Source organism: Candidatus Cloacimonadota bacterium (assembly GCA_021734245.1).
Taxonomy (GTDB): domain Bacteria; phylum Cloacimonadota; class Cloacimonadia; order Cloacimonadales; family TCS61; genus B137-G9.
This window is the reverse complement of sequence record JAIPJH010000006.1, coordinates 13793-31205: the sequence shown is the minus strand read 5'-3', so window position 1 is coordinate 31205 and position 17413 is coordinate 13793. Positions and strand designations below refer to the sequence as shown.

Genomic DNA, 17413 nt, shown 5'->3' with positions numbered 1-17413 from the left:
AAAAATTATAGATACGGAGGAATTGATGCCTAATCATAAATCTTGCGAAAAAAGATTAAGGCAAGAGCAAAAGCGCTCAGCACGAAATCATTATGTAAAAATGACCATCAAAAGTTTATCTAGAAGAATGCACAGCGATATTTCATTAGACGAAAAAGAAAAACTATTATCAGAAGTGTATGCTCAGTTAGATAAAGCAGCGAAAAAAGGTGTTATTCACAAAAGAACAGCTTCGCGCCGAAAAGCTCGTATAGCAGCTTATTTCAACAAAGAAAAAGCAGCAGCCAAAGAAAAGAAATAATATTTATTATTAGATAAATTTAGGCAGGCAGAGATGTCTGCCTTTTTTTTATAATGAGGAATTGATGGAGCAAAATTTATATATCTATTTAGGAATTGCAGCAGCGATTTTAATTGCTATTTTAATATATATTGCAATAAAAAATAAGGAAAAGAGAATTCCAGGCGAACCGACCGATTCTGATTATCTGCAGCTGAAACTTTCCAAAACCAAACAGGGATTGCTGGGGAAACTTGCTGAAATCGTAAAACTAAGTGGAAAGATCGATGAAGATTTGATGGATAACTTGGAAGAAATGCTGCTGCAGGCAGATGTTGGAGTACAAGCCAGCGGAGATATTATTGATAAATTACGAGCAGAAATCAAGCTGAATCAGATTAAAGAACCTGCCCAAATTCGAGAACACCTGGAAGAGATTATTAGAAATCTGCTGTTGCAGGATTATAGCAGTGAAGATCATTTTAAACTTGGTGATAAAAAACCATTTATCATGCTGTTTGTTGGTGTGAACGGAGTTGGAAAAACTACCACGATCGGGAAACTGGCAAAAAGATTTAATGAAATGGGAAAGTCTGTTTTGCTGATCGCCGGAGATACTTTTCGGGCAGCAGCAGTGGAGCAGCTTACTATCTGGTCGCAGAGATCAAATGCTTCGATTGTAAAACAGCAGCAGGGAGCTGATCCTTCTTCGGTGGTTTATGATGGCGTGATGAGTGCAGTAAATAAAAAGATCGATGTTGTTCTTATCGATACAGCCGGCCGTCAGCATACCAAGGTGAACCTGATGAACGAACTTTCCAAGATCGTTCGTACAATAAAGAAAATAGTTCCTGATGGACCTCATGAAACTCTTTTAGTTGTCGATTCCACAACCGGGCAAAACGCACTGATGCAGGCAGACAATTTTGATAAAGCAACAAACCTATCTGGAATTGTATTAACAAAACTGGATGGAACAGCCAAAGGCGGAATTGTAATTGGAATTAAACATCAGATGGATATTCCTGTTAAGCTGATCGGAGTGGGAGAAGCTGTGGAAGATCTGCGTGATTTTAATGTAAATGATTTCGTAGATGCTATTTTTGAGTAGTTTCAGACAGTATCACAGGATGAATAAATAATTTTCCTGATGCTAAAAAACTTGAATCGAAAGAATTCCTCGCTGCTCTGCATCGGGGTTTTCCAAATATTCTCCCCTGTTTGAGGGGAGATGCCAAAGGCAGAGGTGTAAATAATGAAAATTCGATTTTCAGCTTGCTGAAATAAATTTAGCGAAATACACCTTGGCTCTGCCACGGTGATAGTCAAATTTAAGAATTTTCTTTATTTATCGACCTGGCAGGTCGATAATACACTCCAGCTATTTATCGTTCTTAAACTCCAGTTTGGGAACGCAGTTTTTTTTATCGAAACTTCTGTTTCAGAAAAGGAAAGGCAATCAAAATTTATAATAAAAGAGAGCAGACCAAGCGATCTGCTCTTAATTTTCCCGCATTAATTAATTTTATGTATAAGCGTCTTCTTCGTGCTGAGATTTATCCAAACCTGCTGTTTCATGTTCTTCACTTACACGTACCACGGTAATCTTGTTGATGACCCACAGCATAATGTAGGTAAATACATAAGCGTATATAGCAGATGCTATTGTTGCAATCAACTGCTTAAAGAAAAATCCTGAATTTCCAAAAACCAGGCCGTCAGCTCCATTGGCATTGATCGCTGTGCTGGCAAAAACACCGAGCATAATCGTTCCGATTAAACCACCGATTCCATGCACACCCCAAACGTCCAAAGCATCATCCCATTGTAGTTTGTTCTTCATATGAACAGCCCAGTAACAGCCTAAACCAGAGACAACACCAATAATTGCAGCAGCCCAGACTGGAACGAATCCAGCAGCAGGTGTTATTGTTGCCAAACCGGCAACAGCACCTGTCATCAAACCGACAAATTTAGGTTTTCCTTCCTTGCGCCATTCCACGATTAGCCAGGTTATCGTAGCAAAAGAAGCTGCAATATCTGTATTGAGAAATGCCTGTACTGTTACTTCATCTACCTGCAATTCACTACCGGCATTAAAACCATACCAGCCGAACCAAAGTAACCCGGTACCAATCGCAACTAATGGGATACTGTTTGGTTTAGTATTTCGATCTTTTCTTGCTCCAATAAAAATTACTGAAGCTAATGCTGCAAAACCGGCAATGGTGTGAACAACGATTCCACCTGCAAAGTCCAATACTCCCCATTTTGCCAGCATTCCACCACCCCAGATCATGTGTACAAATGGGTAGTAAACAAATACCTGCCAGGCAACTAAGAAAATTAAGTAAGCTTTAAAGGAAACTCTACCTGTGAAAGCACCTGTGATAAGCGCAGGAGTTATAATTGCAAACATCATCTGATATGCTACAAACAGATATTCCGGGATCTTTCCATCTCCGTTGAATACCGAGTGCAGATCTACTCCCGATAAAAATGCTTTATCGAAATTTCCAAAAATGGCACCGCTACCACTGAAACACAGTGAATATCCCACAGCGTACCATAAAATTGTTGTAATGCCCAGAGATACAAAACTCTGGATCATGATTCCTAAAATATTACGTTTGGAGGCAAGTCCTCCATAAAAAAATGCCAGCCCGGGTGTCATAAGCATCACAAGGCTGGTAGCTAACAACATAAAACCAGTTGATCCTGATTCCCACATTGTGCCCTCCTAGAGATATTTTACAGACTCGCAAAAGGAATTATCCGATGAGGGCTCATCACTGCGGGAAATGATTGCCCACTTATCTTCACACTTCAATCCACAAATCTGTCAGCAATTGCTGTATGCATACTTTGGCCGCAATTGCTTTGCAAAAACTGAAATATTTATTAGTTTACGTACGTCAAGTAAATGTATGAATTAAACACTTTAGCCTGTTTAAATCGAAAGAATTCCTCGCTGCTCTGCATCGGGGTTTTCCAAATTTTCTTTATTTGAGTACTTAAGGATTTTTGTTTTGTTCAGTTTTATTCTCGTTACTATACTCTGGTTTAGGAACGCATTTTTTTTAAATCACCAAATCATCCAATCATCCAATCATCCAATCACTCAATCATGTCATAAAGCATTTTAATTTCATCTTTCCAAATCTCCGAATTGGGTGTTTCCAGGATCAGTGGAATATTATCAAATCGCTTGTCATTCATGATGAATTTGAAAGCATCAAGACCGATAAAACCTTTGCCGATACTTTCATGTCGGTCTTTATTGGAAGCAAATTCCTTTTTGCTGTCGTTCAGGTGCATTCCTTTTAAATAGTTCATCCCGATCATCTTATCAAAGTCAGCGAAAGTCTTTTCAAAAGCTGTTTTAGTACGGATATCATAACCGGCAGTAAAACCATGACAAGTATCATAACAAATTCCCACCCGGTCTTTATTTTCAACGTGTTCTACAATAAAAGCAATCTGCTCAAAGCTATGTCCCACATGATTTCCCATGCCAGCAGTATTCTCGATTACAGCTATCACATCATCAGTTCTGTCGATAGCCCAGTTGATTGAATCTGCAACGGTTTTCAAACATTCTTCTTCCGATATTTTGCCTAATGAACTTCCCGGGTGAAAATTTAAAAGCTTCAAGTCCAGTTGTTCACAACGCTGCAGTTCATCTAAAAACGCTTTTCTAGATTTCTCCAATTTTTCCCGTTCCGGATGTCCCAGATTTATTAGATAAGTGTCATGCGGTAGAACGTGTTCTGGTTTAAATCCATTTGCTTTCAAATCTATTTTGAAATTCTCGATATTCTTGTTTGTAAATGGTTTTGCCTTCCACTGCCGCTGATTTTTGGTGAACATTCCAAACGCTTTTGCTTCAATCTCATTTGCATTGCCGGGTGCATTTTCCACTCCACCTGCTATGCTTACATGTGCTCCAATGTATTTCATTTACTTTCTCCTTATCCACAATTTAAATGAAATAACCTATATTTCAAGTAGTTTCTTATATTTATTATTCACCAAAAACCGATTGACTTTAAAAACTGAAAGTAACAAATTGAACAAAAAGAGAATATTTGGAGGAAATTAATGGATTATAGAGTATTAGCTATAAATCCTGGGTCAACTTCTACTAAGATAGCCGTCTTCGATGATGAAAAATCTGTGTTTACAGTAACTTTGCGCCATGATGTCGATGAGATCAGCAAATTTGATGGAATTATCGAGCAGTATGATTTTAGAAAAAAGTTTGTATTGAAAGCTCTTGAGGAACATGATGTTTTACCTGAAAGCCTTAAAGCAGTAGTGGGAAGAGGTGGACTGATAAAACCAGTGAAGGGCGGAACTTATTCAGTGAATGAAAAAATGCTGGAAGACCTGCAAAATCCTGAACTTTGGGGTAGAATACACGCTTCAAATCTGGGAGCTTTTATTGCAAATTCCATTGCTTCAGAATTGGGGATCCCGGCTTTTATCGTCGATCCTGTTACAGTGGATGAATTTGAACCGATCGCCCGAATTTCCGGTTGTCCAAAAATTGAAAGACAATCTCTTTTGCATGCACTAAATCTGCGTTATTGTGCTATTATGGTGGCAGAAGAAAAAGGAAAAAATGTAGATGAAATAAACCAGATCGGAGTTCACATGGGCGGCGGCATCAGCGTGGCTGCCATTAAAAAAGGAAAGATGGTGGATGTAAATAATGCAGTTCTGGGAATGGGACCATTTTCACCTCAACGTGCTGGTGCTCTTCCTATCGGCGATCTGCTGGAAATGGCATTCAGCGGAAAATATACTCACAATGAAATGAAAGCAATGTTTACAAAAACCGGCGGATTGATCTCTTATCTGGGAACTGATGATGGGGAAGAAGTTCAAAAGAGAATCGAATCTGGTGATAAAAAAGCCAAGCTTGTTTTCGATGCTATGATCTATCAGATCGCTAAAGAGATCGGAGCATGTGCTACCGTTCTAAAAGGTGATCTCGATGTTATTTTCCTGACAGGAGGATTGGCTTATAACGATTATCTGCGAGAAAACTTGATAAAGCGAATAGAATTTTTATCAGATATTAAAGTAATTCCCGGTGAGAAAGAGATGGAAGCTCTCAGCCAGGGAGCTGTTCGAGTTTTGAAAGGTTTGGAAGAAGCAAAAGAATATAAATAAATAATTTTTTAAGCAGTGAAAGCTGCTCCATTTTTCCTGGAGGAAAAAATGCTAAGATGGATCACACTTCTAATTCTGGTTGTATTGTTAATTTCCTGCTCCGAAAAAGAAAAAGAAGCAGACTGGACGATATTGGTTTACATGGCTGCCGATAATGGTTTGAATGCAGATGCGCTTGCCGATATAGAGGAAATGATGCTCGGTCAGTTTTCTGATGATGTAAATGTTATTGTTCAAATTGATGAATCTGAACTGAGTGACGACCCTACTGCAAAGCGATACAAAATCCTGCCGGGAACAAAAACCTTGATTTCAAATCTGGGCGAGATCGATAGCGGTTATTACAACAATCTTACCAAATTTGCTAATTGGGCTTTTGATAAATATCCTGCCGAGAAGAAAGCACTTTTCATCTGGGGTCATGGAAACGGCTGGTATAATGCTTACAATAAGTTCTGTCCTGATAACGATAGTAATTCAGCCATAAGTGTTCCTGATGAAGAATTCAAAATGGCAATGCAGAACATAAATTTCCATCTTGATATTTTGGTGTTGGATGCCTGCAATATGCTCACGATGGAAGTGATCACCGAGATCTTTCCATACACGGATTATATAATGGGTTCCGAAGCTGCTATTTGTCCGGACGGTTCTCCTTACGATGAATTTTTAACAATGTGGGAAGATTACGAATCTGTTGATGCATTGGTTCAGCAAATGGCAGTAAATTTTGTGAACTCCTATATGCCGCAGGGAAGTCAAAATCCGAATTCTATTCCTTATGAGATAGCCTTGGGAGTGGTTAAAACTGCAAATTTTGATGATCTGGTAATTGCACTTTATGATTTTGTGGAAGATTGGCTGGCAGCTTCTTTTGATGTTTTTGCTCAAAGTCGGGATGAGTGTGCAGTGGTATTTAACGATCTGCAGGCAGATGTTGATATTTATGATTATTTTTCAATTGTGAAAAGCACTGCCCAGAATGATGATCTGATAAATTCCTGCACCGATATTCTGGATTTACTGGATGAAATTTTCATATATGATTATTATATTGATCTGCACAATCCGAATGGCACCCAGAATTATCCGGCTGGAAGAGCGTCGATCTGGTTTCCAACAACTCAGGACACCTACGATGATCTGCTGACTGAATATCAAAAACTTGATTTTTCTGCTACAGGATGGCAGCTGTTTATTGGGAATTATTTCCGAAAATAGTTGGAATCTGAAATAATTTTCAAAAAAAAGAATTAAGTTTCTGGAATTGATAACATCAAAACTTTCTGCAAAACCTTTTGACAACAAATCAGCATCTAAAATTTTAATCTTAAATTAGTTAGAAATTGTGAGAAATTAAATGAATAGAGAATTATTAACATCAACACTTAAGGAAGATTTCGCAGATTTGGGAGATGTAACAGGTGAAGCTATCTTTAAGAACGAACAAAATCAATTTGTTTTAATCGCCAAGCAATCTGGAATTTTATGTGGAATTTTGGAATTCAAATCTGTGATTGAAAGTGTAGATAATTCAATCGAAATTAAGTTGAATTTCAAAGATGGAGATAAGATTGAAGAAAACGATGAAATTGCTATTTTGTCAGGGAAAGTATCTTCAATTTTGAAAGCGGAAAGAACTGCTCTAAATATTCTGGCTCATCTCAGTGGAATTGCCAGTAAAACTTCCCAATTTGTAGAAGCATCGAAGGGAAAATCAATAATTTTGGATACTCGCAAAACACTTCCGGGATTACGCAAACTACAGAAATATGCAGTGAGATGTGGCGGTGGCCAAAATCATCGTATGGGACTTTTCGATATGGTGATGATCAAAGACAATCACATCGATGCTGCCGGTGGAATCTCCAAAGCGGTACAAAAGATCAGAGATAAATGGCAAAATAGATTTGGGATAGAAGTGGAAACAAGAAATTTGCAGGAAGTAAAAGAAGCACTGGAATGCAAAGTAGATCGCATTATGCTGGATAATATGAACTGTGAAATGATGAAAAAAGCAGTTGAAATTATTTCTGGAAAATGTGAAACAGAAGCCAGCGGAAATATGACTTTGGAAAGAATTCCGGAAGTGTCAGATACTGGTGTCGATTTTATTTCGGTAGGCGAACTAACCCATTCGGTGAAAGCTTTTGATTTTTCGTTGCGAAAAGCTCCCCTTTGTAAGGGTAAATAAAGAGGTAATAATTTTGAATTTTATAAAAGAAATTCAGAGCATAAAAAACGAACTTGGTAACAAAGCTATAATCGCTGCACATCATTATCAGGATCCTGAAATCGTGAAGCTGGCAGATTTCCTGGGAGACTCTTACAAACTGGCGGTTGACTGCAGCAAAGTGCGATCGGAATTCATTATTTTCTGCGGAGTTTACTTCATGGCAGAAGCCGCAGATATTCTTTCCAGTTCAGATCAAAAAGTAATAATCCCCAATATTTCTGCTCGCTGTCCGATGGCGGATCAGATAAATTTAAACCAGGCAGAAAAAGCCTTCCAAAAAATTGCTGAAAGAACTAAAAAAGAAATTGCTCCAGTCGTTTACATGAATTCCAATGCAGATGTGAAGAGCTTTTGTGGAGAAAAAGGCGGTTCTGTTTGTACCAGTTCCAATGCTGCTAAAATTGTTAAGCATTATGTAGAAAAAGATAAAATCGTCTTTTTCTCACCAGACTACAATCTGGGAATCAACACTGCAAATGATCTGAATTTGAAGGATGATGAAATTTTAAAGATCACCAAAGACTATGAATTGACAGGTGATCCGAAAAATGCGAAGATTGTTTTGTGGGATGGTTACTGCTATGTTCACAAAAGATTTACTGTTGGCGATATCGAAAATCTTCGCAGAAAATATGCAAAAATCAAGATCATTGTGCATCCGGAATGTGATGAAGAAGTTGTGAAAAATTCTGATATTTCTGGCTCTACAGCAAAAATTTATAACGAGATAAAAAAGTCACCAGCCGGATCGGTTTGGGGTGTGGGAACTGAATATCACTTTGTGCAGAGAATTGCCGATGAATTCTCGGGCAAAATAATAGTACCATTAAGAAATTCTATTTGTAAAAATATGGCTAAGATCACTCCTGAAAATCTATTAAAATCACTTAAAGCAATCCAGAGTAATGTCCAAAATAATGAAGCTTTGGAAGGAATTGTGCAAGTAGAAAAATCTATAAAAGATGGTGCGAAGAAAGCACTGAAGAAGATGATCGAGATTGTGGAAATGTAAAAACTTCTAAATGTTCACGATTCATCGTGATCTTTAGAATGTTTTAATCTAAGAATTCCTCGATGCTCTGCCACGGGGATAGTCAAATTTAAGAATTTTCTTAATTTGAAATGATAAAAATAGTGGATGATATAATAAACGAAAAGATCATAATGTAATGATAACTTATTCTTGTTCCCAAACTCCTGTTTGGTAACATCAGTGTTAATTGAAACTCTGTTTCAAGAAAAAGTAATAATTTTATTAAGGTAGAAAATATGCGGAAAAAGAATGATGTTCTAATAATCGGATGTGGCGTTGCCGGTCTTACAGCAGCAATCTATCTGAAAGAATCTGGCCTTGATGTGTTAGTAATTACCAAAGTTGCAGATATTTTTGAAACCAACACGAATTATGCTCAAGGCGGCATTATTGCCTGGAAAGAAGGTGACGCCTGCCACAACCTGGAAGCAGATATTATGAAAGCCGGCTGTAATTACAACAACAAAGCAGCTGTAAAACTTTTTGCCGAAAAAGGTCCGGAACTTGTTTTTGATTTTTTTATCGATAAACTGAAAACACCTTTCACGCAAACATCGGAAGGTAAACTGGATTATACCGAAGAAGCAGCTCATTCCGATAGAAGAGTTCTGCACTATGAAGATCATACTGGTGACGTAATTCAGAAAAGTTTGAAAGAATACTGCGAAAAAATTAATATTCCAATTCTAACGCAGCATACAGCTGTTGACTTGATCACAAATAATCATCATTCCAATGATAACCAGGAACTGTATAAACCTCGGGAAGTGATGGGATGCTATGTTCTGGATAACAAATCTGGAGAAGTGATCACATATTTTGCCGATAAGATTATTCTGGCTACCGGCGGTTTAGGAAATCTCTATCAGCATACAACCAATCCCTCTGCAGCAACCGGAGATGGAATGAGCATGGCATATCGTGCCGGAGCTGATATTATCAATGCAGAATTCATTCAATTCCATCCGACTGCGCTTTATCATCGCGATATAAAACGTTTTCTGATTTCTGAATCTCTGCGTGGTGAAGGTGCCAGGTTGATGGATACAAATGGTCATTATTTCATGCAGGATTATTCCGAAATGGCAGATCTGGCTCCGCGTGATGTTGTTGCCAGAGCTATCTACAATCAGATGGCAAAAACCGGCAGCGAATATGTCCTCTTGGATATTGCTTCTTTTTATAATGGCGAAATACCGCTGGCAGAAAGGTTTTCCAAAATCTATCACACCTGTCTCAAAGGCGAGATCAATATTACGAAACAACCCATTCCGATCGTTCCGGCGGCGCATTATTCCTGCGGCGGCATCAAAGTTGATTTGAATGGGAAAAGTTCTCTGGAAAATCTTTATGCTATCGGTGAAGTAAGTTGTACAGGATTGCATGGAGCAAATCGATTGGCTTCATCTTCATTATTGGAAGGCTTGCTCTGGGGAAAATTAGCTGCAGACGATATTGCTCAGAATTATGAAAATATTTCAATTCAAAGACTGGAAGTAATTCCTGATTGGAAACCACCTCAAAATGTCGAGGTATTTGATCCACTTTTAATCGTTCAGGATTGGAAGGCGATCCAGATGACGATGTGGAATTATGCCGGAATCATTCGCACCAGAAAAGGTTTGGAACGTGCCAGCGCCGATCTGAATTATTATTCACACCGGATTTTCAAGTTTTACAAAAGCGCTCGTTTGAATAAAAATATCATCGAATTGCGCAATGCAATAGTTAATGCTTCGATCATCGTAAATGCAGCAACTCACAATGATCAATCGATTGGCTGTCATTTTGTAAAGTAGCGCAAACATTCTGTTTGTGAACTTATATAATTCATTCTCAACTCCAGTCTCGCGAAAGCTCTTCTGAAGTCGAATCCGACAAAACTTCCGATTGTTCCCGAAAGCCTTCGGGATCATCGGAATGTTGAAAATATAATTCTCGATTTCAGATGTCTACTTCAACCTTCTTAATGGTCGAGTTTTACGAGACCTTACGAATGGTTGAACAAAATAAACCATTGCGGAGGTCAAAACCATCCGCAAGGTTTTTACATTTCTATTTCATCAGGACCTGTCCCGTGAAATTCCGAAGGACTATTTCATCAGGATCATCTTCTTGGTTTGAACGAACTTGTCTGCTAGAACAAGTTCTCCCGAAAACAATTTTCGGGAAGTAATGAAAATAAAAACGCTCCGACCTAAGCCGGAGCGTAATCTGAAATATAAAGTCTAATTTCTATTTCATCAGGACCTGTCCCGTGAAATTCCGAAGGACTATTTCATCAGGATCATCTTCTTGGTTTGAACGAACTTGTCTGCTTTCATTTTGTAGAAGTAAACACCAGTTGAAACTCTCTTATTGTTGCTATCAGTTCCATCCCAAACTACATTATAATAATCAGCTTCCAGATTACCATCGATAAGAGTGGTAACCTTTTCACCTTTGATGTTATAAACTTCCAGAGTTACATGAGCAGCATCGTTGATACCAAAACTGATCGTAGTTTCAGGATTGAATGGATTTGGATAGTTCTGGAACATTTCTGTAGTAACAGGAACCAGATTTGCCCCTCCACTTGTCGGTAGGAATTCAATTGATGACTGAGTTGTGCCTTGTGACAAGAAAGTTGCATTTCCACTTAGGTTTGTATATTGGAAATCAGAATATTCAGTATCCGTGCTGCTGTCCCAGAATCTAAATGTGAAGTCATTACCGTTTGTGAATCCGTCGATTTCTGTGGTAGTTACATCATCGGTTGCAGCGATCAATGAGATCATATCATTTTCTCCAACCTGAGCAGTTCCTGCGCAAAGATCACCATCAAATACTGCCAGTTCATCATTTGCTTCCAGAGTTACTCCAGCTACTTCCAGATCATTAATGTAGAAGTTCATCGGCAGGAAGGGATTATTCTGCCATTCTGGTTGGAAGTGATATGTTTCTCTATTTAAAGGTTCATTCGAATGTTGTGCATTTTTGTATCTTGCAACAACATCAGTAGGTACATCAATCGTCAATGTACAGTCAGCATTCACTTTGATGAAATAACCATCACCCGGGTAGAAAGTATTTATTTGATTTAGCCAGTTTGTTCCATCAAACCAAATTGCTAAACCCATTTCGTTTTGAACTTTTTCCAAAACTCCCAGATCGATGAGAGGTTGAATTACAGGTAAAGCTGCTTGAGAGGTATTACATGGATAACTAATAATATTCCAGCCTGCAGAAAGTTGAATATCAATTGGCAGAGTTACAAAATCGTCTCCGAAAATGTAAAGATCATTATCGGCATTGACCTTAGTGTAATAACCTTCTGTATAAGTAAGATCACCAATTCCATTATACCAATCGTCTCCTGGAATTTCAAACAATGCATTTCCACTTTCGTCTTGTACTTTTACAAGAGCATCAGTGTAAATAAGATGATCAAAAATAGCTGCCATATCAAGATCGTATGGTTGAACATAAGTAGAAACTAAATTCCAACTATTATATAAAGGAATGTCTTGCGCTAGAGCATTAACATCATAGCCGAATAGTTTAGTAAATGCTGTTCCATATTGCGTAAACGTAACATCTCCTGTTAAATAAGAAGGTTCTTCTGGAACTAAGTATTCTGTTGATGAACTTTCATTCCAAAGTTTGAATGTAATATCATGCCCTTCGCTGAAACCATCACTTTCTGGTGTATCAGGATCATCTTGAGAAGCAATCATTTGGAATGGAAGGTCTCCATTATAGATTAAAGATCCAACACAAAGGTTTCCATCAAAAATACCAATTTCATCACCAACATCCAGATCTTCACCGTTCATAGCTGCATCATAGATGTGGAAAGTCATGTTTTGATAACCATTACCACTCCAGCATTTTACGAAATGAGTTCCCGCTACAGTTATGTAATCTGTTTTGGTTTCGGTATCAGTATCCGTTCCATTACTTACTGTAAGAGAAACCGTGTAAGTTCCTCCACCAGGATAAGTATAAGCAGGATTTTCATCAGTGGAATCAATTATACCATCATTATCAAAATCCCATTCCCAAGTTGTCGGATTGCCAGTAGAAAGGTCTGTAAATTGAATTTCTGTACCATTTGTAACACTTGTAGCATCTGCTTCGAAATCGGCTGAAATGCCATGGAAATTCATGTTAAAAGAGATATCCTCAGATGGTTCAAGGTTCGCTCCCAAAACAGTTCCAGTCACAACATAATCACCAAGAGGGTAATCACTGTTAATAATGAAATTTGAAACATCACCAATTGCCCACTGTAAACCATCAAGCAGGAAATAACCATTAGTCACAATATTATTGAAATCTATTAGGAACATAGGTTCAGTGCCATTAATAATAGGCCACATAAAGTTTTTCCATAGATCTTCTGGAGCTGTGTAAACTGTTCCATCAACGCCTTTAGCAGCCCAGTAAGTGTAGAAGTCATCCGGAACTGAAGTTACGTCTAAGTAGAAAGGGTGTTGTCCTGCTTGAAGTTCAATATTTGTTGTAGCAACAGCATTATCAATATTTAAGAAATAATAATCTTCTATAACAAATGGATCATTCGGATCAAGGATCATACTATAATCGTAATTAGATGTGCTTGGAACAGCTGTCCAAGGACCATTTACAGGATCGAAAGCTTGGATTAATGCCAGATCTGTAAATTCAGGAATGTCTCGTGATAAGCTCAAATCAAACTCGATATCATTTGAAACTAAAGTACCCGATTCAATATTTCCAGATACTACATAATCACCAGCAGGATAATCGCTGTTAATAATGAAATTCGAAACATTTCCCTGAGCCCATTGTAAACCATCAAGCAGAAAATAACCATTTGGTACAATATTATTATAATCAATAAGGAACATAGGTTCAGTGCCATTAATAATAGGCCACATTAAAGCTTGCCATGTTCCTGGATTGTTTGTGGCATAAGTTTCAGTTACATTATTAGCAGCCCAGTAAGTGTAGAAGTCATCCGGAACTGAAGTTACGTCTAAATAGAAAGGATGTTGTCCACTGTCTATGGTCATATTAGTTGCTGCAACAGTATTATCAATATCGAGGAAATAATAATCAGCAACAACAAATGGATCATTCGGATCTAAAGTCATACTGTAATCATACATTGATGTGCTTGATACAGCTGTCCAAGGACCATTCACAGGATCAAAAGCTTTATTTAAAGCCATATCTGTAAATTCAGGTAGTTGAATTGTCTGAAGTTCAAAATGCCACAATCCGCTCCATACAGTTTCTGTAGCACCAACACATTCTATTCTCCACCAGTATTCACCGTTCAAAGCTAAAGTTGGAGTGAATGAATACATATTTCCACCAAGTGAAATTGCATCACCAACGTAAGACAGATTATCAGCTGCTTCTCCAAACCAGACTTTGTAGGTTGCATTATCTGTCGGGAAATTTCCCTGCCACTGGAGATCGGCACTCAAAGAAACACCAGTTGCATCTCTGTTTGGAACTGGGTAACAGGCAGCTTCCAGATTAGCAGCAGATGGATATTGAAGAGTACTGAATCCAAGAGTTTCTAAAATTGGGATATATACATTCATAGATTCATGAGATATAGGATTACCATAACCATAACGTTCTAAGTAAAGAACGTCATCATCGCCAAATCCGGTATTCAAAGTTAATGGATAAATATCTGTGATCTCATTTCCATAGATATACAACCTGTCCAATTCTAAAAGACCAGAGAGAGCAGAAATTTCATTGATAAAGTTATTATCCAGATAAATCCAGGAAGTTGTGGTAAAAGTAGAAAGTGGAGAGATATCAACTATCAGGTTTTCACCAAGATCAATGTAGTAAAGGTTAGTTAGACCGGAAACAGCAGAGATATCTACGATTTCATTTCCATCAAGTTTCAATTGATCCAGAGCTGTAAGATTTGCAACCGCAGAAATATCAATGATTTCATTTCCATCAGCAAATAATCTTTCCAGATTTGTTAAACCAGCAATTGGTGAAAGATCAACAATTTGATTATCATCAATATATAATCTATCTATGCCAGTTAAATATTGAGCACCTTCTATTGAAATAATCTCTTCATCAGATACATCAACAGTTCCAGTAATTCCATTTAAATCTGCAATTGTAGGATAATATCCTGATGGTTCTCCCAGAATATCATTTAATGCTTCTCGGAAGTTTTCATCGGGAACAACTAAATCTGCCACAACAATATATTCTGTTTTGGTTTCTGTATCATCATAAGCTCCCCATTCTACTGTTAAAGTGACATCATATGTTCCTACAGTATTGTACGTAAAGGTAGGATTTTGCAAATCAGAATCCTCTATTCCATCTCCATCCAAATCCCAACTCCAGGCTGTAGGAGTTTCATTGGAAAGATCGGTAAATTGTACAGTTGTACCAGGAATAACTGATGTTTGATCTGCTTCAAAATCTGGTTCAAATGTATAGAATTCTATATCAACACTAATATCCTCGGATTGGATGCCGTTAGCACCAGTTACATTTCCAGTAATTGTATAATCGCCGATCAAATAATCTCCGTTAACTCTGAAATCATCCTGAGTACCGTCTAACTCATAAAGCAGACCATCGACCAGTTGCCAGGAACCATCAGCAGCATAACTGATATAGAAAACAGGTAAGTTAGAGGATATAATCTGATACATTATTGGTTCCCATGGAAGATTTGGATCTACTGGAACACACCCATCAAAAACGTTCTTTGCAGCCCAGTAATCGAAGAAGCCAGCAGGAACACCATCAAAATAGAAAGGATGTAAACCTACCTGCAAAGGTGTATTTGTGGCAGAAGCCGCTGTCATATCTAAAAAATAATATTGTTCTGTAGGATCTAAAAGCATAGAATAATCATACATTGAACCGTTAACCGGTGTCCAAGTTGATTGATCATTTGATTGGAGCAAACCTAAATCAGTAAATTCTGGAGTGACAAAATCAACTGTGATATAATCAACCTTGGTTTCGGTATCTGTATCAATTCCATTTCCCACTGTTAAACTTACTGTATATGTTCCGCTGGTGGTATAAGTATATATTGGATTTTCATCAGTGGAATCAATTGTACCATCATTATCAAAATCCCAGGACCAAGTTGTTATTGATCCATAAGATTCATCAGTAAATGTAATAGGGGTTGCATTTGTTACAGTAGTTTGATCAGCGCTGAAATCAGCAAAAACAGCATTTGCATCAGGTGTACTGAAATGCCAGATCTCACTCCATAAACTTCCAGTAGTGGTTACAGTTTCAATCTGCCAATACATATCCATATTAGAAGATAAGTAAACTACTCCATTAGATGTCCATTCTGTACCGCTTCCATGAACTCCGTCACCATAATAATTCATTGAAGCAATTGATATACCAGCCCAAATTTTATATGTTACATCGGCAGGATTATCAGATCCCTGCCATGTAAAATATACATTTGCAGGAGAAACCGTATTATCTTCTCTCTCTGGATCTGGATAGCAGGCTGCTTCTAAATTTGGTGAAGCTGGATAATGAACATCAACACCTCTTGCTTCCAATGCTGGAACATGAACAGCAAGTGCTTCTACAGACAGTGGATTACTAACTCCATTTCTTTCCAGATAGATCAAATCTCCCGATTCCAAACCAGCATTCTGAACTAAATGATAGATTTCAGTAATCTTATTATTATGTAAATACAGTCTATCTAATTCTACTAATCCTTCCAAAGCTGAAATAGAAGAGATCTGATTGTTATCCAGATATATCCAGGAAGTGGTAGTTAATGTGGATAGAGGTGATATATCTTCGATTTGATTTTCACCAAGATCGAGATAATAAAGATCAGTTAAACCAGAAACAGCGGAGATATCTACTATAAGATTTCCATCAAGTTTTAGTTGAACGAGAGCGGTTAGGTTTGCTACAGGAGAGATATCAACGATCTGGTTTCCATCAGCAAAAAGTCTTTCCAAGTTCGTTAGCCCAGCAACTGGTGATAAATTGGATATCTGATTATCATCAATATAAAGTCTGTCAATCCCAGTAAGATATTGTGCACCTTCAATAGATAAAATTCCTTCATCACCAACATCTAATAGGCCTGTTAAGCTGTTCAAGTCTGCAATTGTTGGATCGTAACCAACTGGTTGCCCAAGTTCATCATTTATTGCCTCTCTAAAATTTGCATCTGGAACATAAGTTTGCGCACATAATCCTGCAAATATAAAAAATACAACAAAAAAAGTTAAAATAAATTTCATTTTTCCTCCTAAGAAAAATTTTATTAAATTATCATTAAACACATTATTAATCACATGCATGCGCACGTACATTTAAAAAAAACAAAAATTACCAAAAAAATAATTCTAAAAAGTGGATTTTGAATAGTTATAATGCATAGTTATGAGAATCTTGCTGTATTTCACATTATCCAATAGGTAAAAAACTCCAATTTAGGAAGTTAGGTCAAGAAGTTTTTTTAATTTTAATTTATTTTTTAATTAAATTATTATCAGTCAAGAAATATTATACATATGTAAAATTCGTTATTTCTGTTTGGTATCAAAGTTTTCAAAATTCCTTGTTCAATAATTTATATAATAATTGAATTGAATAAAGTTCAATTTTTTTACTTTATTTTAATCTATGCGAAATGAAATTCTTACAATTCAAACTTTAAAGG

10 protein-coding genes are annotated in these 17413 nt (G+C 37.3%); 7 read left to right on the top strand and 3 right to left on the bottom strand.

The annotated features are described in order from the left end of the window. Positions 1-25 precede the first annotated feature (25 nt). Complete coding sequence (gene rpsT, locus K9N40_01935) at positions 26-301, top strand: 30S ribosomal protein S20 (GenBank protein ID MCF7813222.1); 276 nt, start codon at positions 26-28, stop codon at positions 299-301. Positions 302-365: 64 nt separating this feature from the next. After that, positions 366-1391, top strand: a complete 1026-nt coding sequence (ftsY, locus tag K9N40_01930) for a signal recognition particle-docking protein FtsY (GenBank protein ID MCF7813221.1) — start codon at positions 366-368, stop codon at positions 1389-1391. 414 nt (positions 1392-1805) lie between these two features. Here the strand turns inward: ftsY and K9N40_01925 are convergent, their stop codons facing one another. Next, positions 1806-3011, bottom strand: coding sequence for an ammonium transporter (locus K9N40_01925; GenBank protein ID MCF7813220.1), 1206 nt, complete (start codon positions 3009-3011; stop codon positions 1806-1808). Between the two features lie 386 nt (positions 3012-3397). Continuing rightward, the gene (nfo, locus tag K9N40_01920) at positions 3398-4240 is read right to left on the bottom strand and encodes a deoxyribonuclease IV (GenBank protein ID MCF7813219.1); all 843 of its coding nucleotides are present in this window, start codon (positions 4238-4240) and stop codon (positions 3398-3400) included. Between the two features lie 141 nt (positions 4241-4381). Here nfo and buk point away from each other — a divergent pair, with 141 nt between their 5' ends. From buk to nadB, 5 genes are all read left to right on the top strand, one after another. Next, on the top strand, positions 4382-5458 hold the full coding sequence (gene buk / locus K9N40_01915) for a butyrate kinase (GenBank protein MCF7813218.1): 1077 nt from the start codon (positions 4382-4384) through the stop codon (positions 5456-5458). 48 nt (positions 5459-5506) lie between these two features. Then, positions 5507-6679 (top strand): hypothetical protein, encoded by a 1173-nt coding sequence (locus tag K9N40_01910; GenBank protein ID MCF7813217.1) that lies wholly within the window; start codon positions 5507-5509, stop codon positions 6677-6679. A 139-nt stretch (positions 6680-6818) separates the two neighbouring features. Beyond that, complete coding sequence (gene nadC, locus K9N40_01905; protein MCF7813216.1) at positions 6819-7652, top strand: carboxylating nicotinate-nucleotide diphosphorylase; 834 nt, start codon at positions 6819-6821, stop codon at positions 7650-7652. 13 nt (positions 7653-7665) lie between these two features. Continuing rightward, complete coding sequence (nadA, locus tag K9N40_01900; GenBank protein ID MCF7813215.1) at positions 7666-8706, top strand: quinolinate synthase NadA; 1041 nt, start codon at positions 7666-7668, stop codon at positions 8704-8706. 242 nt (positions 8707-8948) lie between these two features. Beyond that, the gene (gene nadB, locus K9N40_01895) at positions 8949-10526 is read left to right on the top strand and encodes an L-aspartate oxidase (protein MCF7813214.1); all 1578 of its coding nucleotides are present in this window, start codon (positions 8949-8951) and stop codon (positions 10524-10526) included. 474 nt (positions 10527-11000) lie between these two features. On the opposite strand, the gene K9N40_01890 is transcribed toward nadB, so the two are convergent. Beyond that, complete coding sequence (locus K9N40_01890) at positions 11001-17063, bottom strand: PKD domain-containing protein (GenBank protein ID MCF7813213.1); 6063 nt, start codon at positions 17061-17063, stop codon at positions 11001-11003. Between the last annotated feature and the right edge of the window lie 350 nt (positions 17064-17413).